This window comes from Pandoraea sp. B-6, assembly GCF_000282835.1.
Taxonomy (GTDB): Bacteria; Pseudomonadota; Gammaproteobacteria; order Burkholderiales; family Burkholderiaceae; genus Pandoraea; species Pandoraea cepalis.
Window position 1 is genome coordinate 49,379 of sequence record NZ_KB290505.1, and the last position, 26,071, is coordinate 75,449.

General features: G+C 60.1%; 25 protein-coding genes and 1 tRNA gene. 16 read left to right on the forward strand and 10 right to left on the reverse strand.

Annotated features, from left to right (window positions below; all coding sequences use genetic code 11):
* Positions 1–20: 20 nt before the first annotated feature.
* The 6 genes from A985_RS0108180 to A985_RS0108205 all read left to right on the forward strand — a co-directional run bounded on the left by A985_RS0108180 (position 21) and on the right by A985_RS0108205 (position 4,698).
* A complete protein-coding gene (locus A985_RS0108180; protein WP_017232920.1) occupies positions 21–449 on the forward strand; it encodes a DUF3293 domain-containing protein in 429 nt (142 codons plus the stop codon).
* Between the two features lie 60 nt (positions 450–509).
* Entirely contained in the window at positions 510–1,319 is an 810-nt protein-coding gene (locus A985_RS0108185) for a hypothetical protein (protein ID WP_017232921.1), read from the forward strand.
* Positions 1,310–1,906: a hypothetical protein gene (locus tag A985_RS28125; protein ID WP_157211392.1), complete on the forward strand. Its 597-nt coding sequence runs from the start codon at positions 1,310–1,312 to the stop codon at positions 1,904–1,906. The genes A985_RS0108185 and A985_RS28125 overlap by 10 nt, the downstream gene beginning before the upstream one ends.
* 67 nt (positions 1,907–1,973) lie before the next feature.
* On the forward strand, positions 1,974–2,612 hold the full coding sequence (locus A985_RS0108195; RefSeq protein WP_017232923.1) for a PolC-type DNA polymerase III: 639 nt from the start codon (positions 1,974–1,976) through the stop codon (positions 2,610–2,612).
* Between the two features lie 97 nt (positions 2,613–2,709).
* On the forward strand, positions 2,710–3,360 hold the full coding sequence (locus A985_RS24705; RefSeq protein ID WP_017232924.1) for a uracil-DNA glycosylase: 651 nt from the start codon (positions 2,710–2,712) through the stop codon (positions 3,358–3,360).
* Between the two features lie 174 nt (positions 3,361–3,534).
* Positions 3,535–4,698, forward strand: coding sequence for a Shedu immune nuclease family protein (locus A985_RS0108205; protein WP_017232925.1), 1,164 nt, complete (start codon positions 3,535–3,537; stop codon positions 4,696–4,698).
* A gap of 57 nt (positions 4,699–4,755) precedes the next feature.
* On the opposite strand, the gene A985_RS26965 is transcribed toward A985_RS0108205, so the two are convergent.
* From A985_RS26965 to A985_RS0108250, 9 genes are all read right to left on the reverse strand, one after another.
* Complete coding sequence (locus tag A985_RS26965; protein ID WP_157211393.1) at positions 4,756–5,256, reverse strand: GIY-YIG nuclease family protein; 501 nt, start codon at positions 5,254–5,256, stop codon at positions 4,756–4,758.
* 30 nt (positions 5,257–5,286) lie between these two features.
* Entirely contained in the window at positions 5,287–6,045 is a 759-nt protein-coding gene (locus A985_RS0108215) for a hypothetical protein (protein ID WP_157211394.1), read from the reverse strand.
* A gap of 435 nt (positions 6,046–6,480) precedes the next feature.
* Positions 6,481–8,868, reverse strand: a complete 2,388-nt coding sequence (locus A985_RS0108220; RefSeq protein WP_017232928.1) for a phage/plasmid primase, P4 family — start codon at positions 8,866–8,868, stop codon at positions 6,481–6,483.
* Positions 8,865–9,062 (reverse strand): helix-turn-helix domain-containing protein, encoded by a 198-nt coding sequence (locus A985_RS0108225; protein WP_017232929.1) that lies wholly within the window; start codon positions 9,060–9,062, stop codon positions 8,865–8,867. The genes A985_RS0108220 and A985_RS0108225 overlap by 4 nt, the downstream gene beginning before the upstream one ends.
* A gap of 170 nt (positions 9,063–9,232) precedes the next feature.
* Positions 9,233–10,003 (reverse strand): DUF6387 family protein, encoded by a 771-nt coding sequence (locus tag A985_RS0108230; RefSeq protein ID WP_017232930.1) that lies wholly within the window; start codon positions 10,001–10,003, stop codon positions 9,233–9,235.
* Between the two features lie 88 nt (positions 10,004–10,091).
* Positions 10,092–10,168: transfer RNA gene (locus A985_RS0108235), tRNA-Met, on the reverse strand.
* A 180-nt stretch (positions 10,169–10,348) separates the two neighbouring features.
* Positions 10,349–12,007, reverse strand: coding sequence for an MFS transporter (locus tag A985_RS0108240; protein WP_026131762.1), 1,659 nt, complete (start codon positions 12,005–12,007; stop codon positions 10,349–10,351).
* Between the two features lie 171 nt (positions 12,008–12,178).
* On the reverse strand, positions 12,179–13,822 hold the full coding sequence (locus A985_RS0108245) for a HAMP domain-containing histidine kinase (protein ID WP_017232932.1): 1,644 nt from the start codon (positions 13,820–13,822) through the stop codon (positions 12,179–12,181).
* 50 nt (positions 13,823–13,872) lie between these two features.
* The gene (locus A985_RS0108250) at positions 13,873–14,562 is read right to left on the reverse strand and encodes a response regulator transcription factor (RefSeq protein WP_017232933.1); all 690 of its coding nucleotides are present in this window, start codon (positions 14,560–14,562) and stop codon (positions 13,873–13,875) included.
* Between the two features lie 202 nt (positions 14,563–14,764).
* Here A985_RS0108250 and recA point away from each other — a divergent pair, with 202 nt between their 5' ends.
* From recA to A985_RS24715, 8 genes are all read left to right on the forward strand, one after another.
* Complete coding sequence (recA, locus tag A985_RS0108255) at positions 14,765–15,829, forward strand: recombinase RecA (RefSeq protein ID WP_017232934.1); 1,065 nt, start codon at positions 14,765–14,767, stop codon at positions 15,827–15,829.
* 100 nt (positions 15,830–15,929) lie between these two features.
* Positions 15,930–16,475 carry a recombination regulator RecX gene (gene recX / locus A985_RS0108260; RefSeq protein WP_017232935.1) on the forward strand — a complete coding sequence of 182 codons (546 nt, stop codon included), beginning with the start codon at positions 15,930–15,932 and terminating at the stop codon, positions 16,473–16,475.
* Between the two features lie 309 nt (positions 16,476–16,784).
* On the forward strand, positions 16,785–17,471 hold the full coding sequence (locus tag A985_RS0108265; RefSeq protein WP_017232936.1) for a DUF2889 domain-containing protein: 687 nt from the start codon (positions 16,785–16,787) through the stop codon (positions 17,469–17,471).
* Entirely contained in the window at positions 17,468–18,634 is a 1,167-nt protein-coding gene (sucC, locus tag A985_RS0108270) for an ADP-forming succinate--CoA ligase subunit beta (RefSeq protein ID WP_017232937.1), read from the forward strand. Before A985_RS0108265 ends, sucC begins: the two co-directional genes overlap by 4 nt.
* 82 nt (positions 18,635–18,716) lie before the next feature.
* Positions 18,717–19,598, forward strand: a complete 882-nt coding sequence (gene sucD / locus A985_RS0108275; protein ID WP_017232938.1) for a succinate--CoA ligase subunit alpha — start codon at positions 18,717–18,719, stop codon at positions 19,596–19,598.
* Between the two features lie 155 nt (positions 19,599–19,753).
* Positions 19,754–20,482, forward strand: a complete 729-nt coding sequence (locus A985_RS0108280; RefSeq protein WP_026131763.1) for a TerC family protein — start codon at positions 19,754–19,756, stop codon at positions 20,480–20,482.
* A 229-nt stretch (positions 20,483–20,711) separates the two neighbouring features.
* Positions 20,712–21,236 (forward strand): pilin, encoded by a 525-nt coding sequence (locus A985_RS0108285; protein ID WP_017232940.1) that lies wholly within the window; start codon positions 20,712–20,714, stop codon positions 21,234–21,236.
* 294 nt (positions 21,237–21,530) lie between these two features.
* Positions 21,531–23,327: a PglL family O-oligosaccharyltransferase gene (locus tag A985_RS24715; RefSeq protein WP_157211396.1), complete on the forward strand. Its 1,797-nt coding sequence runs from the start codon at positions 21,531–21,533 to the stop codon at positions 23,325–23,327.
* 82 nt (positions 23,328–23,409) lie between these two features.
* Here the strand turns inward: A985_RS24715 and A985_RS0108295 are convergent, their stop codons facing one another.
* Positions 23,410–24,252 (reverse strand): hydroxymethylpyrimidine/phosphomethylpyrimidine kinase, encoded by an 843-nt coding sequence (locus tag A985_RS0108295; RefSeq protein ID WP_017232942.1) that lies wholly within the window; start codon positions 24,250–24,252, stop codon positions 23,410–23,412.
* A 217-nt stretch (positions 24,253–24,469) separates the two neighbouring features.
* Here A985_RS0108295 and A985_RS0108300 point away from each other — a divergent pair, with 217 nt between their 5' ends.
* The gene (locus A985_RS0108300) at positions 24,470–24,640 is read left to right on the forward strand and encodes a rubredoxin (RefSeq protein ID WP_006400971.1); all 171 of its coding nucleotides are present in this window, start codon (positions 24,470–24,472) and stop codon (positions 24,638–24,640) included.
* A 240-nt stretch (positions 24,641–24,880) separates the two neighbouring features.
* A partial coding sequence (locus A985_RS0108305; RefSeq protein WP_017232943.1) for a hypothetical protein occupies positions 24,881–26,071 on the forward strand: 1,191 nt, incomplete at its 3' end.

The following is a 26,071-nucleotide window of genomic DNA, read 5'->3' on the forward strand; positions in this document are numbered from 1 at the left end:
CCACATAGGTGAGACGCCCCATGATTTTTTCGTCGAACATCGATTCGGACGCGATTAGGGCCTACGTGGAAACACATTACCGCGTCAAAGGCGGTTTGCCGATGACCTTGCGGGTGGGCGTGCAGAACCCTTCGTTGGCCGTCCTGCACGAGGCTGCACATGTCGAGTCGAGCGCCTTCATCACGGCCTGCAATCCGTTTAGCCACGCCTGTGACGATGCGAGCAATGCTCAGCGCCAGGATGTCTTTGCGCAGGAACTGACCCAGCTCGGATTGAGATTTGTCGATGGCATCGGGCAACATTCGTCAAACGAGTGGCCGGGGGAACCCAGTTTTCTGGTGTTAGGGATTTCGTTAGAAGCTGCGAAGGACCTTGGCGAACGCTACGAGCAAAACGCAATCGTCTGGGCAGGGGCGGATGCTGTGCCGCAGTTGATTTTGCTTCGGTGAGCGTGAGACGAGACAGATATCGAATGGTTCTTGCCGGCGTGCCGGTTACGAAGAGGCAACATGCTGAAAGCGATTTTGCAGGGCAAGGCCGGAAGAGCGGTTGTATCCAGTGGCATTGAACAGAGTTGGCGGGAAATATTCCGGCAACGAGAGGACCTGCTAACGTCGACGTTTTTCGAGCGACTCAGGTACCTGTCGGCTGACGGTGAACGGAGCGTACTGAAGGTGCTGTCGCCGAGTCTGAACGTTTCGCCAGGGGCGATCGAATCCATATCATTTTGGCCTAGGCTTACAGGTCTCGCTAACCGAAGCTTCGTCGAACCCGACGTGCTGATCACCTGTGAGAATGTAATTTATTTGATCGAAGTGAAGCCGCCGTTTACGGGGCAGCAATCGTTTGAGCAATGGCGAGCTGAAATCGAGAGCCTAGTGCTGCAGAAGGCGATTGAGGATTCGGACTGGGTGGTCCGGGACAGGATTTGCTTTGTGGCACTGGGCCGCAATGTCGAGGATTGGAGAGCGATGGCAATCGAGCTCGAAATCGAGTACGCGGAAGACGGCCTCTCCATCCACGCGCTCGAGTGGGATGACATTAATCACGGCGTCGCCAAGTTGCTCGAAGTCGAAGAAGGACGAGACGCAACGGTGTACAGAGACTGGCTTGATGCGTTCTCCCTGTTCGGTCTGATAGACCGCCCCGCGCCATTCGAGGATCTATTGCCACTTCTGGGAAGAATATCGTCCGACTGGCGTCAGGTTTTCGACATTGATGCAAGACCTTTGAGTAAAAGTATTGAAGAAAATGCCGATTGGCCATCAATTATGAAGCTAATAAACCGCCACACCTTGGAGGCCAATCTATGGGCTTGAGCAGAGAAGATGCCGTCACGATGGTAGAGCAATTACAACAGGCTCATCGAATATCTGTGGCCTTTTACAGACGAATTTTACCGACCCTGGACAACATCGCATCGGAGCTTAAATGCCAGTTTCGTTACTGGGAACCTCTGCACACAAGCATGCCAGGCCGTGCAACGACACGGCCCAGTACCAAATGGGCGTGGGATTATGTCCCTCTTTTTGCCTTCAACCAAGTCTATTGGCGGACGGGTGGGACCGAAGCTCAACCGTCCGATGTAGGTCTCAGCTTGTGCACATATGTGGACGACGGTTTCAACTTGGATAATCGGAAGAAAAGCGGCGTTACCGGGCAACCGGATGCCGTGACCTTGCCGATAGGAAATGCTGTTCTCCAAGCATATATATTTCGTCCAACAGAAGCATCGACACGTCCGTTCAGCGAGCTTTGGAAGGAGACTGAGGATCCGAGTGGCGATAGCGGGCAAATCGAAGTAGTCGGAGAGCACATGCAAGCGATTTGGTTCGAGTGGGCTTTGGCCGATGTGCTGGTGGACACGAGGCCAATTGTGGAGACGCTCAAAATTCATGTCGAGTAAGTGCCGACACGCCCTCTGTCGTTGACAGCATTTGCGTTGCCGCTTGAAATTTTTTGCCAAAATACGTATGCAAACCGTTGCGGTACTAGACTTCGAAACGACGGGCCTTTCGCCGGCGCAGGGTGACCGGGCCACCGAAATTGCGGTCGTGCTTTTGCGTGACGGGCAAATCGTCGATCGCTATCAGAGCTTGATGAATGCGGGCAGACGTATTCCGTCGGACGTCGTGAATCTGACGGGTATCACGAACGACATGATTTCAACGGCACCCGCAGTGTCGAAGGTCATGCGTGAAGTGGCCCAGTTCGTCGGCAAGCATCCCGTAGTGGCCCACAACGCCGGCTTCGACAGAAGGTTTTGGCAGGCTGAGCTTGCGCTGGTGAGGATGCCGGCAGATCAGTCCTTCGCCTGCACAATGTTGGCGTCGAGGCGGATCTACCCTCACGCGCAAAGTCATCGGCTATCAAATTTGGCAGAGATGCTGCGATTGCCGAAAACCGGTCGTGCCCACCGAGCAATGGTTGATGCAGAAATGACCACGCACCTCTGGTGCCGACTGCAGTACGATATTTCGAAGACTTACGGCGTGGGTCAAGTCGATCACGCACTCATCTCACGGGTGCAGGTGACCAGCAAGGAAAAGGTTCCGACGCTGCTGCGTTCGCTAGGTGGAGGCCCCGTTCGGGCGTCAAACGGCAAGTCATAGTAAGCCGCGTTCTTGCGCAGGCGACCACTCAGGAAAGCAAGGCTATGAACACGGTATCACTTAGAAACGGTGTCGGTGCTTCTTATCAGGACATCTTATGGACTACATCAACACTCCCCGGTCTTTTAAGTATCCAGAGGCGATCGTTGGCCGCCGAATGATGCTCGATGAGCCGCACATTGCACCTTTGACTGATTATGTCGAAGCGCTAAGGACCAAGAACCCGACCTGGGAATTTCAGAACTTTGACCCCGCCGACGGAGGTGTCGATGCGGACATGCTCTTCCTGCTGGAAAAGCCCGGCCCTATGACTTCCAGCTCGGGTAAGCGTAAAGGCTCAGGCTTCATTTCTCGCAACAACGATGACCCAACGGCTGAGGCTCTCTTTTCCTTCATGGCGAAGGCGAACGTTGACAGAAGGCGAACGGTGCTCTGGAATGTAGTGCCTGGGTGGAACGGAACCATAAGGGTAAGTTCAACAGAGTGCCGCGAGGGGGGTGAAGAGTTGAGCAATCTTGTCGCCCTGTTGCCACGACTGAAGACCGCAATCTTGGTTGGGCGAAAGGCAGGAAAAGCCGAAAAGCTGATGCAATCGCTGGACCTCAGAATTTTCACGTCAGCCCATCCATCACCCAAGGTCAGAAGCACAAACCGAGCTATGTGGGATCGTATACCCGAACAATGGGCGGCGGCGGCCTATGGCCAATCGGACACGAACTTGCCAGTTCGCTTAGCTGCCGGTCGATAAGCTACCTCTCGATGTAAGGTCGTTTGCACGCCGCTGGCTGTTGCGAAACTAGTGTCCTGAATTAAACGTTTTGCTTAAGGTTTGCCCGGGGGGGTGATCTGGCGGACTTGCAGAGCTGTGAAGCGGTATTCGTGTGGTAGCAGATCTTGGCTTCGATGAACATGAGGGGGGGAGATGCAAGACGATGAAAAAATTCACAGAAATAAGCTTCCGAGAAAAACGTACATCAGCCCTCGTATCGATGCAGGGTTGGGCGAGCATCTCCGCATTGCCTCGAAGGTCATTGACTCCGAGGGTTTGCACTATGCAACAGTAAAGAATGAAGTCGTACTTCGAAGGACCGAAGCCGGTCGTACGGAGATCGTCGCCAAATTTCTCGAGTCCACGAGGGACTTAGAGGTGGTGACAATACAAGCGTTCAACGGCAACAAGGGCACACCGCAGAAGACTCACTTTTCCTTTATCCGTGACGAAATCCCGAGGCTGCTTGCTTTCTTCCAGAACATTGCCTCCGTCGATTTTAATGATGGCGAACGGGTCAACATTTCGGATGCAGACCTGCGAAAGCTCATCTTATCGAAAGAGCAGGCGACAAGCTTGGTTCACGAAAACCAGGATGTCTTTGCAGAGGTGGTCCAGCAGGAAATCACGAAAGAGGATGTGGTGGCACTTGGCTACCGCAAACGGCAACTCACAGCCTTTGGAAAACTGCTAATCGAGCCGGAGTATTTTGAGCAGGCGAAGACGGCCAAGGGGATTCGAGGCGATGAGGCGCTCTGGCAGGCCTTCTTCGAGCGCAACCAGTGGATCTTCGGCTATGGCCTCAGCTATCTCTTTGTCACGGGCTTTGATGACAAGAAACTTGAGCAGATTGTCGAAGGCCACGATGTCGTGAACCACGGCAAGCGAGCTGATGGTCTCATGAAAACCAGAGGGATCATCAGTTCACTCTGTTTCGTTGAAATCAAGACTCACAAGACAAAGCTCCTGGAGTCGGCGGCATACCGTGCCGGCTGTTGGGCACCCTCGAAGGAGCTTTCCGGTGCGGTAGCGCAGGTGCAGGGAACCGTTGCGTCTGCCGTTAAGAATCTCTCCGACATGATTCGACCTACAGGCGAGGACGGTGCCCCTGCTGGTGAGGAGGTCTATAACTTCAAGCCTCGCTCATTCATCGTGATCGGCACGCTAAATGAGTTCGTTTCCGAGTACGGCGTGAACAAGGAAAAACTGCGATCCTTTGAGCTCTTCCGGAACAGTGTTTCCGATATTGAGATTTTGACCTTTGACGAGCTGTACGAGCGCAGCAGCTTTATCGTGGAGTCGGCGGCAGCCTCCTAATTGGGCGGCGTGGTCCCTGTCCCTGTATTGCCAGAGCGATGTGGCAACCGCGTGTCGTCACTTGCTACGCTTATTGATGTTCTCCGCAATTTCTGAGCGTAACTGATAAATTGCGTACTGACGGTTCGGGCTGTTGCGCCGATTCATCCGAAGATGTTCGCTGCAATAATATTGCCCGGAATCGGCCTTCCGGCGGCAGCCCGGGTGGGAGCAATCAACTTGCTCCTGAATCATGACTGGTTCCTGAGACACGCTCAACAGACGCTCAGCGAATTGATCCGCTCCCGCAATCTCTCTAATCGCTCTAATGGCGTCGGCAACGCTCATACGGAACCACTCCTTGCCCTCCCGCTGAGCCTGGAGCTTCATATGAACCTGTTGCTCGATTCTGAATGGGGCCGTAACGAGCAGGTCATATTCGACGAGGTACGGATGAGGAATCCCAGTGTGATTCAACTCCAGCGCTCGTAACCTCGGATCCTTTGTCGAGAATCCAATTTTTACGAGGTTCGGCATCGCCTTGTTTGTTATGACGTATACCCATCCGCGTACTTTCATTTTGCCCCCCTCGGACACGAAGTTTCGGTGTCAGCGAATCGACGCGAGCAAATCGTCCACCGACGCTTCAAGGACTCCCCACGAAGTCTTACACGTAGCGAGATCAAAATTCGCCCGGGTTGTCACTTCGACCCATGGGTGCACAACGTTCCTCGATTCTCGAAGCGCATGGCTGAATTTTCCTCGATCGGACTTCAACCAACCGATGTCCACGGCGACGTCAATCAGGGAGTTCAGCGTCCAGTCTGGTATCGCAGGGACCTTTCCTTGCCTGTCACGTGGAGCCTTTGTTGACTGGTATGCCTCACCAGAGGCGAGGGTCGCCCTTGCCAGCAAAAGTGCTTCCAGTACGCTGCCCATCATGATCACCGCGGATGTATAGCATCCCACATGCATGCACTTCTGCGCCTCTCGCCACCGACGGTCAATGGCATCTTTCAAATTTGGCAGCGTAGCTGTAAGCCTTGAAACGTCCGGGGGCTCCAGAATGACGTTTTGAGGTTTTGCGATTGCTCCGGATTCGATGAACTTGATAGCACTACGTATATATCCAGCCAGAGCCTCCAGACGTACTCGGCGGCTTTGAGCGTCAAAGTCGACGTTCGATGACATTTCTATGATGAACGTTTGGGGGAGTCCATCAACTGCGCCGAAGATGTGCCTAGCTTCTCGTACCTTAGCATCGACGTCTCTCAGGCCAGCGTACTGATCCACCGCAGCCGCTCCCGACGGGGAGGTAATTTCCCGAAGCAAGTCTCGAAGTAATGTCAGCGCTTGGTTTTTTTCCATCTTAGCTTTGTCATTCTGGTGACCTACCCGCATTGTCATTCGCAAATTGCACCGGAGCAAGCAGTTGACGGAGAGCGTAGCCATCGACTGGGCATCTGCAGTCAGCAGGGGCATGATCAGGGGCAGATGGCCAAAAGCGTCGAAGAAGAAAACACGTGACGATGCATTCGGTTTCGTCTACGGAAGGTCCAGGCCGAAAAATTCTGCAAAAAACCTTTTTCGGCATAGTGGGGGCTGCTATTGATGACTGCCCTTCTTAACGTCAAAAATATATTTTGTGGTTTTGCTGAAAGTATCCATCCCTGCATACCCTGCGTCGAATAAATGCCTGATAGGTAAAGGAATTTTTGCAGGGCGGGTAGGATTTTCACACCCACCCTGCATCTGCCCCTATCCGCCCCTGCTGATCGCCACGACCGCCCCCCCCCCCCGCCGCTAAACGCTATACCTCGACGCCAATTCGCTGTCGGCTGCGGAAGCAGCGCCCACCGAGTCGTTCGCCGCAGCTCCCAGTACGCTGGATCCGATACCCATGCCGAGCGTATATTCCCTGCCAGCCGGTGTTAGGGCTACTCGCCAGTACCTCGTGCCGTTCGACCTCCCCTGCTCGAAACCCAGCTCCCCGAGCGCCCTCCCAAATGTCGAGACGTTTCGACAATTGAATCCGTATTGCCTACACCACTCCCTGTGCACCGCCAGCAGGTCTCTCGATTGCGCTCGCCCGGATGGTGAAGATACCAGGCACTCGTTAGCGAAAAGTTGTACAGGGTTTGCTTCAACCCGGTACTGCTCTAGCGCCGCATCCGACGAAGCGGGAATTGTGAAGCGTCCCTGCTGCCTCAGCGTCCGGAGGCCCTCGACCGCCCAAGCAAGGATGCCGGGCAACTCTTCGAGCAGTTCGCTGACCAAGCGTGGGTTCTGTTCCTCCGCCGTGAACCTGCGGTTGAACGACAGGATGACTGTGCGACGAAAAAAGCCATGCGTTAGGTCATTCGTTCTCGGCAGGTTGTTCGTGGCCGCCATAAGCCGAGCGAATGGGCGAAACGACACTGACGGTTTGTACTTCCGGGACGCCTCAATCGTATCGCCGGCAACAATCGCTTTGACGTACCCGTCGTTGATCATAGAATCTGCCGCCATCTCGCCGGCAATGTTCACCAACTTTCCGTCCAGTTCAGCCCGGACGTGCGCTAGGTGAAACGTATCGAGCATGGCGTGCGAAATGTTGGCCTCTCCGACAAGCGCATTGACCACCGACAGCAGCACCGATTTGCCATTTGCCCCAGCACCAACGAGCCAAAGCATCTTCTGTAGCGACGTATCGGGAGTCAGCAGGTAGCCCAGCCATTGCTGGACGAAGGCGATCTTTTCCGCCTTGTCCGCGTCAGGCTGAAACACGCCGTCCAGGTAAGCCAAGAACTTCGGGCACTCGGCGCTTGAGTCCCACGGCACGTCCAACCGGGTACGCAAATGATGCTTCGGCGAGTGCGCTTCAAGCTCGTACGTTGCCAGGTTCAACGTGCCGTTTTGCATACATAAAAAGTTCAGGTTCGGCGTAAACCCGATATCCGTTTGCGCTTGCTGGATTGCCAACAACCCCGTGAGTTTTCGAATAAAGCTCGACGTGGCAGCATTGCCCAAAAAATTGGCAATAGGCTTCTCGACCCCCGCTGTTTCGTCAAGCTGCTCGTATGCTCCTGCACGGTAGCAGTGAAATTCTGCGTTCGCATACACCAGGCCTCCAGAAAAGATGCTGTCCATAAAGGATTGCAGGATTGCCGGATGCGGAATGGCATCGTGCTCGAAATATGATGGCCACGCGGCAAGGCCCGCCGGAGCCCCGGTGGCAACTCCGTTCGGCAGCACACACCCCCCGCTAGGGCAGCCGTCGAACCCAAGTTCCCGAATATGCGAACACGTGATCGGCCCAGACTGAGCGAGGTGACGGGCCAGACGTTCGTCCGTTTCTTCCTGCGTATAGCCGTCGTGATGGCTGCTGGCTTCATGCGCAAAGTTACGTCCTCCCTCAAACCGGCAGGCGTTCGACAGCATCGCCATCCATTCTGGCTCCGAAACTGCATTTTGGTTTTCGGGTGTTGCCGCCCGCCGCATGAAGTGACAGCGCTTAAGAACCTGTGCCAAACCGGGCTTCCCGGCCTCGTACAGACTAACGTCGTCAACGATCTGGCTTGCGTGCGTGTTCGCCCTCGCTGCGCCATGAGTTGGGGCATGCGGAGCCCTCGACGTAGGCAACACCGGCAAATCGTCAATGGAAATCAAACGCCCCTCATTCTGACGAGCGAAATGCCCCTCAGCACCGGACGGCATGCTCGGCAGAAAGTACATGCGAGCGGGATCCTTCGTCGCACGGTCAGCGTGTCCGTCCACGAACAGATTCAGACGTTGCCAAACGTGTGGCCATTCCGTGGACAAGACGGGCGTAGCCAGCGGCAACACCACCCGATACTTCGGATGCGCTGGGGTATGGCTGTGCGACGTATGCACAACGTAGTGAAACGGGGCCAGCTTCGCCTCCAACTCGGCGAACGGTGTCCCGTCGTCTACGTCAACGACGAGCGCAGTAATGGCTACGACGTTGGTGCTCTTCCGGTTGGCTCCATCGGCATAGATAGTGGGCGACCAGAGCTTGCCGCTGTGCTTGTCGGCAATAACCGTGTGCTGCTCAAACTGCGCCAAGAATTGGGCGAGCGACAGCGTCGCCATTTTGGGCAGAGCATCCGTCATGGATGCGAACGAGGCGACGCTGATGATCGAGGAGCCTTCCCGCACAGCATCCGACTCAACGATGGCGATATCGCTCATGCCACCTCCTCGTTGCGACCGTGACGGTTGGCCATAATGAAGGCGTCAAGATCGGCAATGCGATACATGACGCGACGGCCAATCTTCACGAAAGGCAACGGATAGCGTTGGGTGCAGGCCCAGACGGCAAGCGTCTGCTTTTTGAGGCCGAGATACGACGCTGCGGCGGAGCGGTCAACAAGTTCTTTTTGCATGATCAAAATTTTCTTCGGTGCACCAGGATTTGGTGTAAGAAGAATATTGATCGATGCTCGTCAGCAATTCGACGGGAAAAACTCAGGCTCGAATCCTCCCCCCTTTTTCGATGGCGGAGGACTCCGTGTGGAGACACATGCGCCCCGCACACTCCGACTAGCTGGGGCAACTATGCCGAAAGGCTATTGAGGGCGTGAAAAGTGGCGAAGCTGATATTCTTGTCGGCCGATTTTCTTAACCCGTCAAGCAAGTCCTTTGGCGAGGGGCGATCTTGAAAGTCGAGCAACTCAGCAAATTTTTCACGGCTGACCGTGTGCCCCTCGAAGGTAGCGTGCAGGCGAAGGTCAAAGTATTGAAGGACTCGACTTTGACGCCATCCTGCAATCTTCGTGGTGTATTTGTGCCCGGTGACCTTTGCGTCGACATGTTGCCGCCACGCCTTGAGCCATGCCTTGAAGTCCGTGTGTAGTTGCGCATCCGTAGCCGTGAGATCAACCGCCAAGTGGAGGAAAGAACCGGAAAACGGGTTTTCGTGAGAAAGCAGGAGCTCATCAACTGCTGAGGAATTTTGGGCAGTGCTTCCAGGCGCGTCACCGTTGTCAGCGGCAATTTCGCTCGTGAGCGACCCGAGTCGACTAGATGTCAATGCCCTAACGGATGCGGTATCGAGGGGATGCCCCTGTTTCCACTGGTAACCAAAGCCGAGTTCACAAAGAGGGTCGTCTTGGAGCTTCTTGAGCAGCGGGCGAATATACTCCCGGTTTCCTGGGGTATCTGCCAGCTTTTGAAGATTGGCTCGATCAAAAATGAGTTGTGCCCATTTCCGGATGCCTGCGTCTGCCAAGCCGGCATACTTCTCGAGCCTGAACCAGGCCAAGGCATCGTCGGAAATATAGTCGGATTTTTTGGGTCTGCCCATGATGGTAATGTTGGACGGCAATTGACGAGGATGCACCTCGAACGTAACCCCAATGTAACCCCGGACTGAAACGACAAAGGGTTAGCCGAAGCTAACCCTTTGTTTTATTTGGTGGCGAATCAGGGACTCGAACCCCGGACCTGCGGATTATGATTCCGTCGCTCTAACCAACTGAGCTAATTCGCCGTAGAAGAAAGAGTATAGGTAAGCCCCCATGGGCTGTCAACATATTTTTGCGGAACAACGCAAATAGTCGCCACGACCGCTCGTCCCGCGTCGCCGCCCCGGGTTCCGGAAACGACAACGCCGAGACCCGAAGGCCCCGGCGTTGTTGATCCGTTTCAACCTGTCGGGCAGGTCACCCCATCAATCGTTGGCGTAGATGTCGACGTCCTTGGTTTCCTTGATGAAGAGCATGCCGATCACAAAGGTCGCCAGGGCGATGATGATCGGGTACCACAGGCCGGAGTAAATGTCGCCCTTGGCGGCCACGATCGCGAACGCCGTGGCCGGCAGGAAGCCGCCGAACCAGCCGTTACCGATGTGATACGGCAGCGACATCGACGTGTAGCGAATGCGCGTCGGGAACATTTCCACCAGCATCGCGGCAATCGGCCCGTACACCATCGTCACGAAGATCACCAGAATCGTGAGCAGTACCACGACCATCGGCTTGTTCATCTGCGCCGGGTCAGCCTTCGGCGGATATCCGTCGGCCTTGAGCGTACCGGACATGTCGGCCTCGAACGCCGCAGTCTTTTCCTTCGCATCCGCCGCTTTGCCGTCGACCGACGAAATCACCTTGTCGCCGATCTTCACCGTGGTCATCGTGCCCGCCGGCGCTGCCTGGTTCTCATAGTTCAGGCCGGAGCGCGACAGGTAGCTCTTCGCGATGTCGCACGAACTCGTGAACTTCGACGTGCCCACCGGGTTGAACTGGAACGAGCACTCGTTCGGATCGGCGATCACCGTGATCGGCGAGCGAGCGGTTGCCGCCTCCAGGGCCGGGTTGGCGTAGTGCGTGAGTGCCTTGAAGATCGGGAAGTACAGCAGCGCGGCGATCAGACAGCCCCCCATGATGATCGGCTTGCGCCCGATCTTGTCCGAGAGCGCGCCGAAGAACACGAAGAACGGACTGCCGATAAGCAAGGCCACCGCGATCATGATGTTCGCGGTATTGCCATCGACCTTCAGCACCTGCGTCATGAAGAACAGCGCATAGAACTGGCCGGTGTACCACACGACCGCCTGACCGGCCGTCAGGCCGACGAGCGCCAGGATCACGATCTTCAGGTTCTTCCACTCACCGAACGACTCCCTGAGCGGCGCCTTGGAGGCCTTGCCCTCGGCCTTCATGCGCTGGAACGCCGGCGATTCGCTCAATTGCATGCGGATCCACAGCGACACCAGCAACAGCAGGAGCGACAGAACGAACGGCACGCGCCAGCCCCAGTTGGCAAACGCTTCTTCGCCAATCACCGTGCGGGTGCCAAGAATCACCAGCAGCGAGAGGAAGAGACCCAGCGTGGCGGTCGTCTGAATCCACGACGTGTAGAACCCGCGGCGGCCATGCGGCGCGTGTTCGGCAACGTACGTGGCGGCACCACCGTATTCGCCACCGAGCGCCAGACCTTGCAACAAACGCATGGCGATGAAGATCACCGGGGCGGCGATCCCCCACGACGCGTAGCCCGGCAGCAAACCGACAACCAGCGTCGACAGCCCCATCAGCGTGATGGTTACCAGGAACGTGTATTTGCGACCGACCAGGTCACCGATGCGGCCGAACACGATGGCGCCGAACGGACGCACCGCGAAGCCTGCAGCGAATGACAACAATGTGAAGATGAAAGCGGCCGTCGGGTTGATCCCCGAGAAGAACTGCCGGCTGATGAAAACGGCCAACGACCCGGCCAGGTAGAAGTCGTACCATTCGAACACCGTGCCCAGCGACGACGCGAAGATGACCTTTCTTTCTTCGGCGGTCATCGGCGCATGGGAGGTGGCTGTCGTTGTAGTAGCCATGCGGTTGTCTCCTGTAATGTAAGCACGCCCCTGGGTCGTGCCCGGGCCGCTGCCACTGATTATTGGAGGACAACCTTACCGACGTCTGACGCCAAACTGACTCGAAGCTTACGTTGCTAGGGACTTACCCTCGACTTTGGCGCGATATTGAACGTATTTCGCGTGAATTCGTCACGCATGCGGGTTTTCGATAGGCGCATCGGCGAGGGGGAACGTGACACGAATGAGCGTGCCGGTTGCTTCGGGGTGCTGCGCGTCAACATGGTCGAGCACGCTCACGTCGCCGCGATGGATCTGCACGATCTCGCGCACGATGGCCAAACCCAGGCCGCTGCCGTCGCTGTCACTGCCGAGAATGCGATAAAAGCGCTCGAACACCCGTGGACGCTCAGACGCCGGAATGCCCGGCCCGGTGTCTTCGACTTCGAGATGAACGAAGCCGTCGGACGCCTCATGCCGCAGACGTACCGTCACCTTCCCACCCGTCGGCGTATACCGGATCGCGTTATCGATCAGGTTGTTGAGCAATTCGCGAAGCATCACCGGTTGACCCGACAGATGCACCGAAAACGGCGGCTCCTCGAAGCCCAGATCGATCCGCTTGGCGAAGGCGGCCTGGAACCAGTCCTGCATGGCGCTTCGGGCAAGCACGCTGAGATTGACCGGCGTGAAGGCGGCGGCGTCGTTCGCGCTGTTCTCCGCGCGGGCCAGCGCCAGCAACTGGTTGACGAGGCGCGCCGCCTGCTCGGAACTTACGGCGATCTGCGACAGCGAACGGCGTAATTCGTCGGGAGACGTCTGGCGCAAGGCAAGTTCGGCCTGCATGCGCAGCCCCGCGAGCGGTGTTTTCAGCTGGTGCGCGGCATCGGCGATGAAACGCTGTTGAAGTTTCATATTCTGCTCCAGCCGACTGAGCAGATCGTTCAGCGAACCCACGAGCGGTGCAATCTCTGGCGGGGCCTGGCGCGCTTCGAGCGGCGATAGATCGTCGGGACGCCGCGCGCGGATGTGTTCCTGCAACGCATGCAGCGGCGCGAGGCCGCGCGACAGGCCGAACCACACGAGCACGATAGCCAGCGGCAGGATCACGAACTGCGGCAGGATTACGCCCTTGATGATTTCGTTCGCCAGTTGGCTGCGCTTGTCGAGCGTCTCCGCGACCTGCACGAGCGCCATGCTGCCGGCGGGCGTCACCCGCGGCAAGTCGACGTAGGTGAACGCCACGCGGATGTCGTTGCCGCCCACGGTTTCGTCGCGAAACTGTACGACGCCGGGTTGCGGACGGTCGTCTTCGTGCGGTAGCGGCAGGTCGGGCGTGCCGCCGACGAGTTCGCCCTTCGCCCCCAGCACCTGGAAATAGACGTTGTCGGTGGCGTCGGCGCGCAGCAGATCGCGTGCGGGCATGGGCAGCGTCAGGGTGACTTGGCCGCGGTCCGAATGGACTTGCTGGGCGAGAACATAAGCGTTGGTCTCGAGCGCCCGGTCGAAGGGGCCGTTGGCAATGGATTTCGCGACGAGGTACGTCACGGCAATGCTCATCGGCCAAAGCAGCAGCAGTGGCGCGAGCATCCAGTCGAGGATTTCGCCGAAGAGCGAGCGCGGGGGCGGCTCCGCCTCGTGCTCGAGCGGCGCGCCAAAGCCGGGCCGTACGAACGGATCGGTGTAAGGGTCGAGCCGGTCGAACGGTTCGTCGGCACCGGGCGGCGAGGGAGTGTGCCGTCGTGAGGGGGCGCCCTCAGGTGATGAGGGCGAGTGCGACGACGCGTCCGGGTCCGCAGGCGTGGCGCGATGATGGTGGCGAAAGCTCAGACGCATCGGACGGAGAGGCTAAAGAGGCAGGGGCGGCCGCGGCCGCATTCGGCGGACTATGCCGCATTGGCAGGCGCGGCGGCCGGCTTCTCCAGACAATACCCCAACCCGCGGATCGTGGCGATGCGCACCCCGCTCGGCTCGATCTTCTTGCGCAGCCGGTGCATGTACACCTCGATGGCGTTGTTGCTCACCTCTTCGCCCCAGCCGCACAAGTGGTCTACGAGCTGCTCCTTGGAAACGAGCCGCCCGGTACGCAGCAGCAGGACTTCGAGCAATTCCAGTTCGCGGGCGGACAGGTCGAGCATCTGCTCATTGATATAGGCGGTTCGTCCGACCTGGTCGAAGCTGAGCGGGCCGTGACGGATGACCGTCGAGCCGCCGCCCGCGCCGCGCCGCGTCAGCGCCCGCACGCGCGCTTCGAGCTCGGCCAGCGCGAACGGCTTGGCCATATAGTCGTCGGCACCGAGATCGAGCCCCTTGACGCGGGCGTCGACGCTGTCCGATGCGGTCAGGATCAGTACGGGCAGATGGGAATTGCGCGCGCGCAAGCGGCGCAGGACCTCGTGACCGGGCAGGCGCGGCAGGCCGAGGTCGAGAATCAGCAGGTCGAACGTCTGGGCGCAGAGCGCGGAATCGGCTTCGAGCCCCGTCTTGACGTGATCGACGGCATAGCCCCCCTGGCGCAGCGAGCGGGTCAGGGCGTCGGCCAGAATGCTGTCATCCTCTGCGATGAGAATTCGCATGGGCGTGATAGGCTCGTATTGGCACCGTCGCCTGACGGCTGCGGTGTGTCTCCTGTGATGTTGCGGCGCGTGGTTCGCGGCTTTTTTTGTCGTTTCGGCGCTTTCGGACAACAGGCACTTGCAAACAGCACTGGTTTTTTATACAGTACTGGCATTCACGCCTCACCCGAGCCGTCTCGCTCATCATATCAAAGGACGATTCATGGAAGAAAGCAAGAAAGGGTCTGCCAATCTGTCGGCCGAGAAAGGCAAGGCGCTGGCCGCCGCCCTCGCGCAGATCGAAAAGCAATTCGGCAAGGGCTCGATCATGCGTCTGGGCGACAGCGAGGTCGAAGCGGACATCCAGGTCGTCTCGACCGGCTCGCTGGGCCTGGACATCGCGCTGGGCGTGGGTGGCTTGCCGCGTGGGCGCGTGATCGAAATCTACGGTCCGGAATCGTCGGGTAAGACCACGCTCACGCTGCAAGTCGTGGCGGAAATGCAGAAGGTCGGTGGCACTTGCGCGTTTATCGACGCCGAGCACGCCCTCGATGTCGGCTACGCCAACAAACTGGGCGTGTCGGTGCCGGAACTGCTGATCTCGCAGCCGGACACGGGCGAACAAGCCCTCGAAATCGCCGACGCGCTGGTGCGCTCGGGCTCGATCGACCTCATCGTCATCGACTCGGTGGCGGCGCTGGTGCCGAAGGCCGAAATCGAAGGGGAAATGGGCGATTCGCTGCCGGGTCTGCAGGCGCGTCTGATGTCCCAGGCCCTGCGCAAGCTGACCGGTACCATCAAGCGCACGAACTGCACGGTGATCTTCATCAACCAGATTCGGATGAAGATCGGTGTGATGTTCGGTAACCCGGAAACTACTACGGGCGGAAACGCACTGAAGTTCTACTCATCGGTGCGTCTCGACATTCGCCGGATCGGCTCGATCAAGAAGGGTGACGAGGTCGTCGGCAACGAAACCCGCGTCAAGGTCGTCAAGAACAAGGTGTCGCCGCCGTTCCGCGAAGCGATTTTCGATATCCTTTATGGCCAGGGGATTTCGCGCGAAGGCGAAATCATCGATCTGGGCGTGAACGCGAAGATCGTCGAGAAGGCTGGCGCCTGGTACAGCTACAACGGCGAGAAGATTGGTCAGGGTAAGGACAACGCGCGTGAATTCCTGCGCGAAAATCCGGATATCGCCCACGAGATCGAAAATAAGGTACGCGCATCGCTCGGCGTCACGGCAATCAACGAGACCGGCGAGATCGAAGCAGACGACGAGGTCTGAGGACCTCTCGCCTGTTCCGGAGCGGCAACGCGAGGCCAGTCGGCGCCGCGTTGCCGTTTTGCTTTTCCGGCCCCCGCTTTGATGGCATCACGATGACGTCATGATCACTCGCCGTCCTCCCCGAGATCCGAACGCGCCGCCACCTCCGCCGGGCGACGCCGCCGTTGCGGCCAAGCCGTCGCGCAAACCCGTGCTGAGCCTCAAGGCGCGCGCGCTGTCCTATCTCGCGCGTCGCGAACACAGCCGAGCTGAGCTGCGTCGCAAGCTTGCGCCGTTCGCCGACGCCGACGATCCCGAGGCGCTCGATCGCGTGCTGGACGGTCTTGAGCAGGAGCGCTGGCTGTCCAATGAGCGATTTGCGCAAAGCGTCGTGCATCGGCGTGCGTCGCGCATGGGGACGACGCGTATCGTCAACGAACTCAAGCAGCATCAGGTCGACGCCGATACCGTGACGGCCCTCGCGACACAACTGCGCGAAACGGAACTCGTCCGGGCCCGCGCCGTATGGCAGAAGAAGTTCGGCGAGATTGCCACGACGCCCGAGGCGCGCGCCAAACAGATGCGTTTTCTCGCCTCGCGCGGTTTCTCGCGTACCGTTATCAGCAAAATCGTGTGGGGTGCCGACGAATACTCGGACGACTTTTGACGCGACATCCATCATTTTCCTGATGGATGTCGCACCATTCATCGGGGAAGGGCGGGTGACGCGCGTGGGCTCGCAAGCCGCATGAATACTGGCGTGACATGGCGCGGTATCTCGCGTGTCGCGTCATGCCACAGTTATCGCGATATGGCGTTGCACCATACGCCCAGCACCTGCGGAATTTTGATAACCCGACCCATTGGTCGGGTAATTCGACCTTATGCGGCGGGCTTCTGTTGCGCTGCGGCAATCGCCGTCGCTGCCTATGCTAGAATTCAGATCTTTCCGCGTTCATGCATTGCACACTCTCGCATGCCGCTCTCTGAGCCCGCCTCTCGTACCCTGCGTCACCGCCGCGCGATCGCTGTCGAAGCGTTTTCGCGCGACGATGGCCTATGGGACATCGAAGCCTGTCTAACCGATCACAAGGATCGCGATTTTGCATTGGCAACGGGCCTTCGAAAGGAGGGCACGCCGATTCACTCGCTGTGGCTGCGTCTGACGATCGACGAGAGTTTCGAGGTGCGTGACGCCGAGGCCGTCTCCGACTGGGTGCCTTATCCCGGCATTTGCGACCAGATTGGCCCAGACTACCGTCAATTGATCGGACTTAACCTGCGGCGCGGGTTCCGCCATGCGGTGCGCGAGCGCCTCGGCGGCGCGGCGGGCTGTACCCATCTGACCGAACTTTGCAGTGTCCTGCCCACGGCAGCGATTCAGGCCTTCGCCGGCGAGGTGATCCACACCCCCGACACGGCGCTCAAGGCCGCCCACGAGGCCGATGTTTCGGCGCCTCCTTTCCAACTCGGACATTGTCACGCCCTGCGGTTTGATGGCGAGGCGGTGCGCCGGTTTTACCCGCGCTGGTTCAACGGCCGCGCAAACGATCGAGCGAACGAGCCCACGACGCCCGCCACAACCGAAGCGGTGCGCGATGGTGCCTCGACTCGCCAGCTCGAACCCAAACTTCCAACTCAGCAAGAAGGGAATCACGCATGAAGATTCATGAGTATCAAGGCAAGGAAATCCTCCGAAAATTCGGAGTCGCGGTGCCCCGCGGCATTCCGGCGTTTTCCGTGGACGAGGCCGTGAAGGCAGCCGAAGAACTCGGCGGTCCGGTTTGGGTGGTCAAGGCCCAGATTCACGCAGGCGGTCGCGGTAAGGGCGGCGGCGTGAAGGTTGCCAAGTCGATCGAGCAAGTGCGCGAATACGCCGGCCAGATCCTCGGCATGCAACTGATCACGCACCAGACCGGTCCGGAAGGTCAAAAGGTCAACCGCCTGCTGATCGAAGACGGCGCCGACATCAAGAACGAACTCTATGTCAGCCTCGTGGTCGACCGCATCACGCAGAAGATTGTGCTGATGGGTTCGAGCGAAGGCGGCATGGACATCGAAGAAGTCGCCGAAACGCATCCGGAACTGATCCACAAGGTCATCGTTGAGCCGTCCGTCGGTCTGACCGACGCGCAAGCCGACGATCTGGCCAAGAAGATCGGCGTTCCCGACGCTTCGATCGCTCAAGCCCGCGCGATTCTGCAAGGTCTGTACAAGGCGTTCTGGGAAACCGATGCGTCGCTGGCCGAAATCAACCCGCTGAACGTGAGCAGCAACGGCACGGTCACCGCGCTGGACGCCAAGTTCAACTTCGACTCGAACGCCCTGTTCCGTCACCCGGAAATCGTCGCTTACCGCGACCTGGACGAAGAAGATCCGGCAGAAGTCGAAGCCTCGAAGTTCGATCTGGCCTACATCTCGCTCGACGGTAACATCGGCTGCCTGGTGAACGGTGCCGGTCTGGCCATGGCCACGATGGACACCATCAAGCTCTTCGGCGGCGAGCCGGCGAACTTCCTGGACGTGGGCGGTGGCGCCACGACCGAGAAGGTCACCGAAGCGTTCAAGATCATGCTGAAGAACCCGAACCTGACCGCCATTCTGGTCAACATCTTCGGTGGCATCATGCGTTGCGACGTGATCGCCGAAGGCGTGATCGCAGCCTCGAAGGCCGTCTCGCTGAAGGTGCCGCTGGTCGTGCGCATGAAGGGCACGAACGAAGACCTGGGCAAGAAGATGCTCGCCGAATCGGGTCTGCCGATCATCTCGGCGGACAGCATGGAAGAAGCTGCCCAGAAGGTTGTCGCGGCTGCCGCAGGCAAGTAACCAGAACAGTCGAAGCCGCAGCGGCGCGACCCCAAAGGGGTGTGCGAACGCTGCCCGGCAACCGGATGAAGGAAATCAAGCAATGTCGATTCTGATCAACAAAGATACAAAGGTCATCACCCAAGGTATCACTGGCAAGACCGGCCAGTTCCATACCCGCATGTGCCGCGAATACGCGAATGGCAAGAACGCGTTCGTCGCCGGCGTGAACCCGAAGAAGGCTGGCGAAGACTTCGAGGGCATTCCCATTTTCGGTTCGGTCAAGGACGCGAAGGCACAGACCGGCGCGACCGTGTCGGTGATCTACGTGCCGCCCGCAGGCGCGGCCGCCGCGATCTGGGAAGCCGTCGAAGCCGATCTGGACTTGGCGATCTGTATCACGGAAGGGATCCCCGTTCGTGACATGATCGAAGTGAAGGACCGTATGCGTCGCGAAGGTCGCAAGACCCTGCTGCTCGGCCCGAACTGCCCGGGCGTGATCACGCCGGACGAACTGAAGATCGGCATCATGCCGGGTCACATCCACAAGAAGGGTCGCATTGGCGTGGTGTCGCGCTCGGGTACCCTGACGTATGAAGCCGTGGGTCAACTGACCGCCCTGGGCCTGGGCCAATCGACCGCCGTCGGTATCGGTGGCGATCCGATCAATGGTCTGAAGCACATCGACGTCATGCAAATGTTCAACGACGATCCGGATACGGACGCCGTGATCATGATCGGTGAAATCGGTGGCCCGGACGAAGCCATGGCGGCCGAGTGGATCAAGGGCAACATGAAGAAGCCGGTCGTCGGCTTCATCGCGGGCGTGACGGCGCCCCCGGGCAAGCGCATGGGCCACGCCGGCGCGCTGATCTCGGGCGGTGCCGATACGGCTGAAGCCAAGCTGGAAATCATGGACGCCTGCGGTATCAAGGTGACCAAGAACCCGTCGGAAATGGGCCGTCTGCTCAAGTCGGTGCTGTAATTCCCGTCGGACGACCGGCTCGTGCGCGCCGGAACTGGCGCGCACGAGCGAGGTCATGAAAAGGGAGCCCGGGACATCGGGCTCCCTTTTTTGCTATGGCGTTTTACAAGCCATTCGTTTCCATCGTTGCATTCGTTCCCGAGGATATTCCCGCCATGCTTGCGTTTTTTGCCGAGCTGAACTGGGCTGCGGTTCTGCAGATCATCATGATCGACATCCTGCTGGGTGGCGACAATGCCGTGGTGATCGCGCTCGCCTGCCGCAACTTGCCGGCCAAACAACGTTTGCAGGGCGTCGTATGGGGCACGATCGGCGCCATCGTGCTGCGCGTGATTCTGATCGCGTTCGCCGTGACGTTGCTCGCGGTGCCGTATCTCAAGGCGGTGGGCGGCGCGTTGTTGCTCTGGATTGGGATCAAGCTGCTGGTGCCCGATCATGAGGCTCACGATAGCGTACAGCCGGCCGACAAGCTCTGGACGGCGGTCAAGACCATCATCATTGCGGACCTGGTGATGAGCATCGATAACGTCATCGCCATTGCCGGCGCCGCGGAAGGGGCCGCCAAAGACCATCAGTTGCCGCTCGTCATCTTCGGTCTGCTCGTGAGCATTCCGCTGATCGTCTGGGGCTCGCAACTGGTGCTCAAGGCCCTGGACCGGTTCCCATTCATCGTGATGGCCGGGGCGGCGTTGCTCGGCTGGATTGCGGGCGGGCTGATCGCGTCGGATCCGGGCATCGGCGATTGGTTGCATCTGCCGGGCGCCGTGGCCGAATATACGCATTACGTAGCGGCTGTGATCGGCGCACTGCTCGTCGTGGTGGTGGGGCGCGTGCTCAAGCGTCGGGCCGATGCACGTCAAATGCGTGCAACCTCTTCGGAATGATCGGGTCCATTCCCGGGGCCGATGTCGTCGGTCCGCGGTGGTTTTTCCAGGAGCCACCGTGCTGTTCGGCTGAATCGTCCCGCCTCTGACTAGGACGATTCTCCTCACCCACACGGCCCCGCCCGATTTTGATCTACGGCAGGGCGCTGGCCGAGGGGGGTATGGCATACTCCGCCCACTTCCCCCCGATGTCCCTTTTGTTTTCATTGCTTTCGCAGGGAGTTACACAATGCGTCGTTTCGGCCACCGGACCTCCGGTATTGCCAAGTCTCGGGGTTTCACCCTGATCGAGTTGATGATCGTGTTGGCGATCATCGGTGTGCTGGTCATGGCAGGGGTTCCGTATCTGCAGAGTTATCTGGTACGTGCACGTGTTGTCGAAGGGCTGGGGGCTGCGGCGTCCGCCAAGGCACTCGTGAGCGAGAACGCCATGCACGGCGCGCCGTTCAACAGCGGCTGGCAAGCGCCGAGCGCGACGGACAACGTGAATGCGGTGAGTATCGATGCCGTGAGCGGCAACGTGACGGTCGCCTATACGCAACGTGCAGGCGACGGTGCCCTTGTGCTGGTGCCGACGAGCGCCGCTGCCGATGGCTCGCCCAAGGCGCTGACGGTCGGCAAGGCCCCCGAAGGCCAGATCGTCTGGACGTGTTACGCCCAAGGCCGCGAAGGGGCTCCGAATGGTGCGACGTTGCCGGGTAAGCTGGCGCCGCCGGAGTGCCGTGCGGCGGCGGCCACCGGCAAGTCGGGCTGAGGCCGGCGCTCGGCCGGACGGACTGCGTCGAGCTGTATCGGCGCGACATCCACGCAACGTCTGCCGACGCGGGCCCGGCGCGTGCGTAACGTCGAGCTTGCGTTGATTTGGGGGCGACCTGGCGTTGACGCACCGGCGGCGCAACCTTGACGTGCCCCTCCGCGTGGCGTGCCGAGATGGCGGATTTGTCGACGGCGCAGTCATACGCGTCCGCCGTGAAATGGCTGCCCCTGGGGCAGCCATTTTTCGTTATGCTTGCGCATCTTCCAACGGGTGCATTGCACGGCGGCAATCTTGTTTCCTCCTCTGCTTCTCTCAATGATCGGGCTCACGCTGGCCCTGATCTGGGCCTTGCCCTATAACCTCGTCAGGCACACGTATCCGATTTCCACCTTCTATGCGGAAGCGCTGACATTCTCGCTGTTCGCGTTGCTCGGTGCGCTCTCGATGATCGCCGTGTGGCAACGCGACGCACGCGCGCTACGGATGCCTCGCGTCACCTGGATGCCGCTCGCTTTTGTGGCGGTCATCCTTGTGCAGCGTGCCACGATGCCGACCGAGCTGCCGCAACTGATGATGACTGCGCTGCTCTACGGCGTGGCGATGATCGTGGCCGTGAATGCCGGGTTCTGGCTGGCACAACTCGGGTGGCGCGACGTGCTCATGCGATGGAGTGCGATGGCGCTCACGCTGGGGGGGCTGTACGCCGTGGGCGCGCAGGTCTTGCAAGCGTTTCATCTGGAAGCCGACGTACCCTGGCTGGTGGCCAAGTACTCCGTGACGGTCGCGCGCCGACTGTTCGGCAATATGTATCAGCCGAATCACTTGGCAACATATTTGTCGCTTGCCAGCGCGGGGGCGTTCTATCTCTGGTATCAGCGCAAGCTGCCCGCCTGGCTGTGGCTTGTGGTGTGTGCGGCTTTCGATATCGGTATCTGCCTGACCGGCTCGCGTACACCGTGGCTGCAACTGGCGCTATTGTCGGCATTCGGGGCGTGGCTCGTGTGGGTGGCGCGTGCCGAGACGGCGCGCAACATGCGCCGGTCGACGCGCTGGTTCGTGCCCGTTGCCATCCTTCCGTTGCTCGCCCTGATGACGATGTTCGTCGGTTGGGCGAACGTTGCCTGGGGGTTGCAGCTCGACGGCAGTGCCGTGGCCCGCATGCAGCAGGCCGGCCAAGTGGCGGGGCGCTTGAACCTGTGGGAGTACGGTCTGGCGATCTTCCGTGAGCATTGGTGGTTCGGCGCGGGCTGGTCGAACTACATCGACGCACAGTTTGCCTTGGTCGACAAGCTCGGTCCCGTTGAGATGGCCGACAACGCCCATAACGTGCTGCTCGATCTGCTCGCGAAGACCGGCATCATCGGTGCGTTGGCGGTACTGGCGCCGCTGGCGTTCTGGTTCGCGCGCGCGGTGCGCGGCATCAAGGTGGCGTCTGTCGCGCTCGCCTTCGTTCTGCTGGGTATGCTCGCGGTCCACGCCATGCTGGAGTATCCGCAGCACTACGCATTCTTCCTCTTGCCCGCGCTGTTCCTGCTCGGTTTGTGCGAGACAAAAGCGATCGATAGCGTGTCACCCACCGCCGCCGGTGCCATCAATGGCGTGATCGTGCTGTTTGCATGCGTGGCGATTCCTTGGCTCTACCACGATTACCAACGCGTCGAAGTGGCTTATCGCGCCGGCAAGATCGAAGCCTATCGCACGGATCCGGCACTCTTCTTCACCCCGTATGGCGACTACGCGGTCACGGGGGCGTTGTTCCTGAATCGCGATCAGCTCGACGAAAAGCTGGCGGCGCATCGTGAAGCGCTGGCGCTGGGTGCCGGGCCGACCATGATCAAGCGTTATATCGTGCTGCTCGCCCTCGCAGGGCGCGACGACGAAGCGCTCGAAGACATTCAGCGCCTGAAGAATTACAACTCGGCGATTTTCGATGGGCAGTACGCTGCGCTCGTCCGGATGTTGCGTGAGCAGGGCGATACGCTGAAGCCGTTCGTCAAACGGGTCATCGAGGCGTGGGGGCGGCCGAAGGGCGAGGCCGACGAGGACGCGAGCGCCGCACCGCAAGAGAAGACGTCATCGATGTCATAAAGGCAGTGGCGACTCTGCCCATGAAACACAACGCCCGTGAATTTCACGGGCGTTGTGTTTTGCGGCGCTGTCGCACAACGGCTCAAGCCTTGGGGGTATCGCCTTCGTCGTCTTGATCGGTCTCTTCGCTACGCGCCCAGAAGAAACGGTCGGGGAAATGGCGTCCCATGCCCGGGCGGAATGCGTTCTCCAGGACCTGCTGCAGATACTCTTGCGCTTCACTGACGGCTTCTGGCACGGCGAGGCCGTTGGCGAGCATCGCGGTGACGGCGGCCGCCAACGTGTCGATGGCGCCGGCGACGTTGTGCGGCGGCCGGTCCCACGCGTCCTCGCGCACGACGCCACCCTCGGTGTAGAGCGTGTGCGTGAATTGCGGTGCGTTATTGTCGCTCACCAGAATGAACTCGCAGCCGTTTTCCAACAGGATGGCAACCGCGTCGTCGAGCGAAAGGTTTTCGTTCTCCGTGACGGTCTGTGCCAGCGCGATGGCATTGGCTGGGCTCACCACGAGCACGCTGGCCTGCGGCACGAGCAGACTGGCCGTGGCCTCGCGCAACTCGTCGGCCGAGAGCAGGTGCTCGCCGGCCAGGCCGAAGTCGGGCGCGACCACCAGGGGCGTCTCGTCGTAATCGGCCACGATCTCGGCAATGGCCGCGACGTTCTCCGCATTGACAGCGCTTCCGACCTTGAAGGCGGCGACCGGCATGTCTTCGAGCAGCATGCGGGCCTGATCGACGACCCAGTCCGGGTCGACCGGCTGTACGTCGTTGCACGTGCGCGAGTCCTGGGCGGAATAGCCGGTGAGCACCGACACGCCGTAGCCGCCCATGCTCGCGAACGTGAGCAGGTCAGCCTGGACGCCGGTTGCCGAAGTCGGGTCGGAGAGTCCGAAGGTCAGGAGAATGGGAGGGGATTCAGTTTGCATGGAGGCAGGATAGACGGCGATCTGGTCACGCCTTGGGTTCGTTGGTACCATCACGCCTTAAATGCCCGTTTCGGAGCGCTGGAAAGCGTCGTGGGCATCGCCCGCCGGAGAACGAATGCACCGGCAGGTTTCCACGCCACCGTACGACAATTTTGTCCGCGGGGCCCGAAGCGGTTGACAAAGCCATTGTAACGGAACGCTCGTCGCTGAAGAAAGCATGGAATACAAGAGCTGGATGTGCCTCATTTGCGGTTGGATTTACGACGAAGAGGCAGGTTTGCCCGATGAGGGCATCGCGCCCGGCACGCGCTGGGAAGACGTGCCCATCAATTGGACCTGCCCCGAGTGCGGCGCGCGCAAGGAAGATTTCGAGATGGTGCAGATCTGAGGACGGGCGGCCCAGCCGCCGCCTGCTCCTCAAGGTCCTTGCGCGTCCGCCGCATCCACTGCGGTTGTCGCGCGCTCCGAAGTATCGGATGCCCTCGATGCCTCTGATGTACCCGATCGCCGTTTCGCCGTCGTTACGGCATGGCGCTCGACGATCTGCCCGGCCTTTGGCCGGGACGGTCACGCAGCGGACTTCCCGCCCAAATTCACGAAGACCGGCCGTATGGCCAGGAGATGGCCTATGGTGACGCCGCAAACGCCTTCCGACACCACCATCAACACGCCCCAAACGTCCGCGCGCGAGACTCGCGACACGCCCTTGTGGCGTTTGCCCGAAGTGGCAGACGCGCTGACCGAGGCATCCGACGTCTGGTCGAACGGTCCGGCGGCCTCGCTCGGCCCGCTGCGACGGGCCAACCGTTTGCTCCAGTCGAGCGGCCACGCCGATTGGGCGCTGCACGGCGAGCGCCTTGTGCAGGCGATCGCCGAAGCGGCCTATGGGCAGCCGGCCAGCCAGGACACCCAGCGCAATGCCCTGCGTCAGTTCGAACGCGACATCTGGCAGGCGGGGACGGCATCGGGTTCATCCCCTGTGGCGGCCGATGATGCCCCTCGCGCTTCCGAGCATTGGCCAGGCGCGCCGTCGCTGGGTGAGCTTCGTATGGCAGGCTGGCCGGCCGCGCACCCACGCTTGGACGGTCTGCCGGCGGGCACGGCACCGTTGCGAGCGGACGTCGAGCGCGTGCTGTTGCGACTGCTGCGTCCCGACGCGCAGGCCACCGACACCACGGCGGCCCTCGGTGAACTGGCTGATCTGGCGGCCGATCTCCACCGTGCGGGGGGTACGGCGCCGCTCGACTACTGGCGTCTGGCGGCTGCATGGCTGCGATTTGCCCGTGCGCCGTTGAGTCTGGCCGACAAGCGCCAGATTGGCCGGATGAATATGGCGTTACGCAAGCAATTGACACGTGCTGTTGTGCCGGAGGGCGGGGCCCCTGCCGCAACGCCTTCGTCTGCCACGGCGGGCGTCGGCGCAAAGGGCGTGAACGAGGCCATTCCCGGCCACGATCTGCTCGAGGCGCTCGCCACGTGGCATGCACAAGCCCCGGATCGCTGGCTGGGCGCGCTGCTGACCGATTTCGGCGTACTGCGACATCCCGGCCATCTGCCCGAACCGCTGGTCGATGCCGCACAGGTCGGGCAGAAGCAGGGCACGGGAAGCAGTTCGCGCGATTGGCTGCGCATTGGGCCGCTGGCGGTACGGCAGGACGTCTGCCAGACGTTCCTGAGCCTGGCGGACGAGGCGCTGCCCAATCTGAACGATCCGGCGGTGGCGGCGAAGGTGGCGCAATACTCGGCGGGCATCGGGCTGGCACCGGTCGCGCGGCTCGCGGCGGCGGTGGCGGCCACCGGCGAGCGGCTTGCCGCCTCG

What these genes read in the sequence shown, in the direction of transcription:
- A985_RS0108180 (WP_017232920.1), top strand. Translation starts at nt 21, where the DNA reads ATGATTTTTTCGTCGAACATCGATTCGGACGCGATTAGGGCCTACGTG.
- A985_RS0108185 (WP_017232921.1), top strand. Translation starts at nt 510, where the DNA reads ATGCTGAAAGCGATTTTGCAGGGCAAGGCCGGAAGAGCGGTTGTATCC.
- A985_RS28125 (WP_157211392.1), top strand. Translation starts at nt 1,310, where the DNA reads ATGGGCTTGAGCAGAGAAGATGCCGTCACGATGGTAGAGCAATTACAA.
- A985_RS0108195 (WP_017232923.1), top strand. Translation starts at nt 1,974, where the DNA reads ATGCAAACCGTTGCGGTACTAGACTTCGAAACGACGGGCCTTTCGCCG.
- A985_RS24705 (WP_017232924.1), top strand. Translation starts at nt 2,710, where the DNA reads ATGGACTACATCAACACTCCCCGGTCTTTTAAGTATCCAGAGGCGATC.
- A985_RS0108205 (WP_017232925.1), top strand. Translation starts at nt 3,535, where the DNA reads ATGCAAGACGATGAAAAAATTCACAGAAATAAGCTTCCGAGAAAAACG.
- A985_RS26965 (WP_157211393.1), bottom strand. Translation starts at nt 5,256, where the DNA reads ATGAAAGTACGCGGATGGGTATACGTCATAACAAACAAGGCGATGCCG.
- A985_RS0108215 (WP_157211394.1), bottom strand. Translation starts at nt 6,045, where the DNA reads ATGGAAAAAAACCAAGCGCTGACATTACTTCGAGACTTGCTTCGGGAA.
- A985_RS0108220 (WP_017232928.1), bottom strand. Translation starts at nt 8,868, where the DNA reads ATGAGCGATATCGCCATCGTTGAGTCGGATGCTGTGCGGGAAGGCTCC.
- A985_RS0108225 (WP_017232929.1), bottom strand. Translation starts at nt 9,062, where the DNA reads ATGCAAAAAGAACTTGTTGACCGCTCCGCCGCAGCGTCGTATCTCGGC.
- A985_RS0108240 (WP_026131762.1), bottom strand. Translation starts at nt 12,007, where the DNA reads ATGGCTACTACAACGACAGCCACCTCCCATGCGCCGATGACCGCCGAA.
- A985_RS0108245 (WP_017232932.1), bottom strand. Translation starts at nt 13,822, where the DNA reads ATGCGTCTGAGCTTTCGCCACCATCATCGCGCCACGCCTGCGGACCCG.
- A985_RS0108250 (WP_017232933.1), bottom strand. Translation starts at nt 14,562, where the DNA reads ATGCGAATTCTCATCGCAGAGGATGACAGCATTCTGGCCGACGCCCTG.
- recA (WP_017232934.1), top strand. Translation starts at nt 14,765, where the DNA reads ATGGAAGAAAGCAAGAAAGGGTCTGCCAATCTGTCGGCCGAGAAAGGC.
- recX (WP_017232935.1), top strand. Translation starts at nt 15,930, where the DNA reads ATGATCACTCGCCGTCCTCCCCGAGATCCGAACGCGCCGCCACCTCCG.
- A985_RS0108265 (WP_017232936.1), top strand. Translation starts at nt 16,785, where the DNA reads ATGCCGCTCTCTGAGCCCGCCTCTCGTACCCTGCGTCACCGCCGCGCG.
- sucC (WP_017232937.1), top strand. Translation starts at nt 17,468, where the DNA reads ATGAAGATTCATGAGTATCAAGGCAAGGAAATCCTCCGAAAATTCGGA.
- sucD (WP_017232938.1), top strand. Translation starts at nt 18,717, where the DNA reads ATGTCGATTCTGATCAACAAAGATACAAAGGTCATCACCCAAGGTATC.
- A985_RS0108280 (WP_026131763.1), top strand. Translation starts at nt 19,754, where the DNA reads ATGCTTGCGTTTTTTGCCGAGCTGAACTGGGCTGCGGTTCTGCAGATC.
- A985_RS0108285 (WP_017232940.1), top strand. Translation starts at nt 20,712, where the DNA reads ATGCGTCGTTTCGGCCACCGGACCTCCGGTATTGCCAAGTCTCGGGGT.
- A985_RS0108295 (WP_017232942.1), bottom strand. Translation starts at nt 24,252, where the DNA reads ATGCAAACTGAATCCCCTCCCATTCTCCTGACCTTCGGACTCTCCGAC.
- A985_RS0108300 (WP_006400971.1), top strand. Translation starts at nt 24,470, where the DNA reads ATGGAATACAAGAGCTGGATGTGCCTCATTTGCGGTTGGATTTACGAC.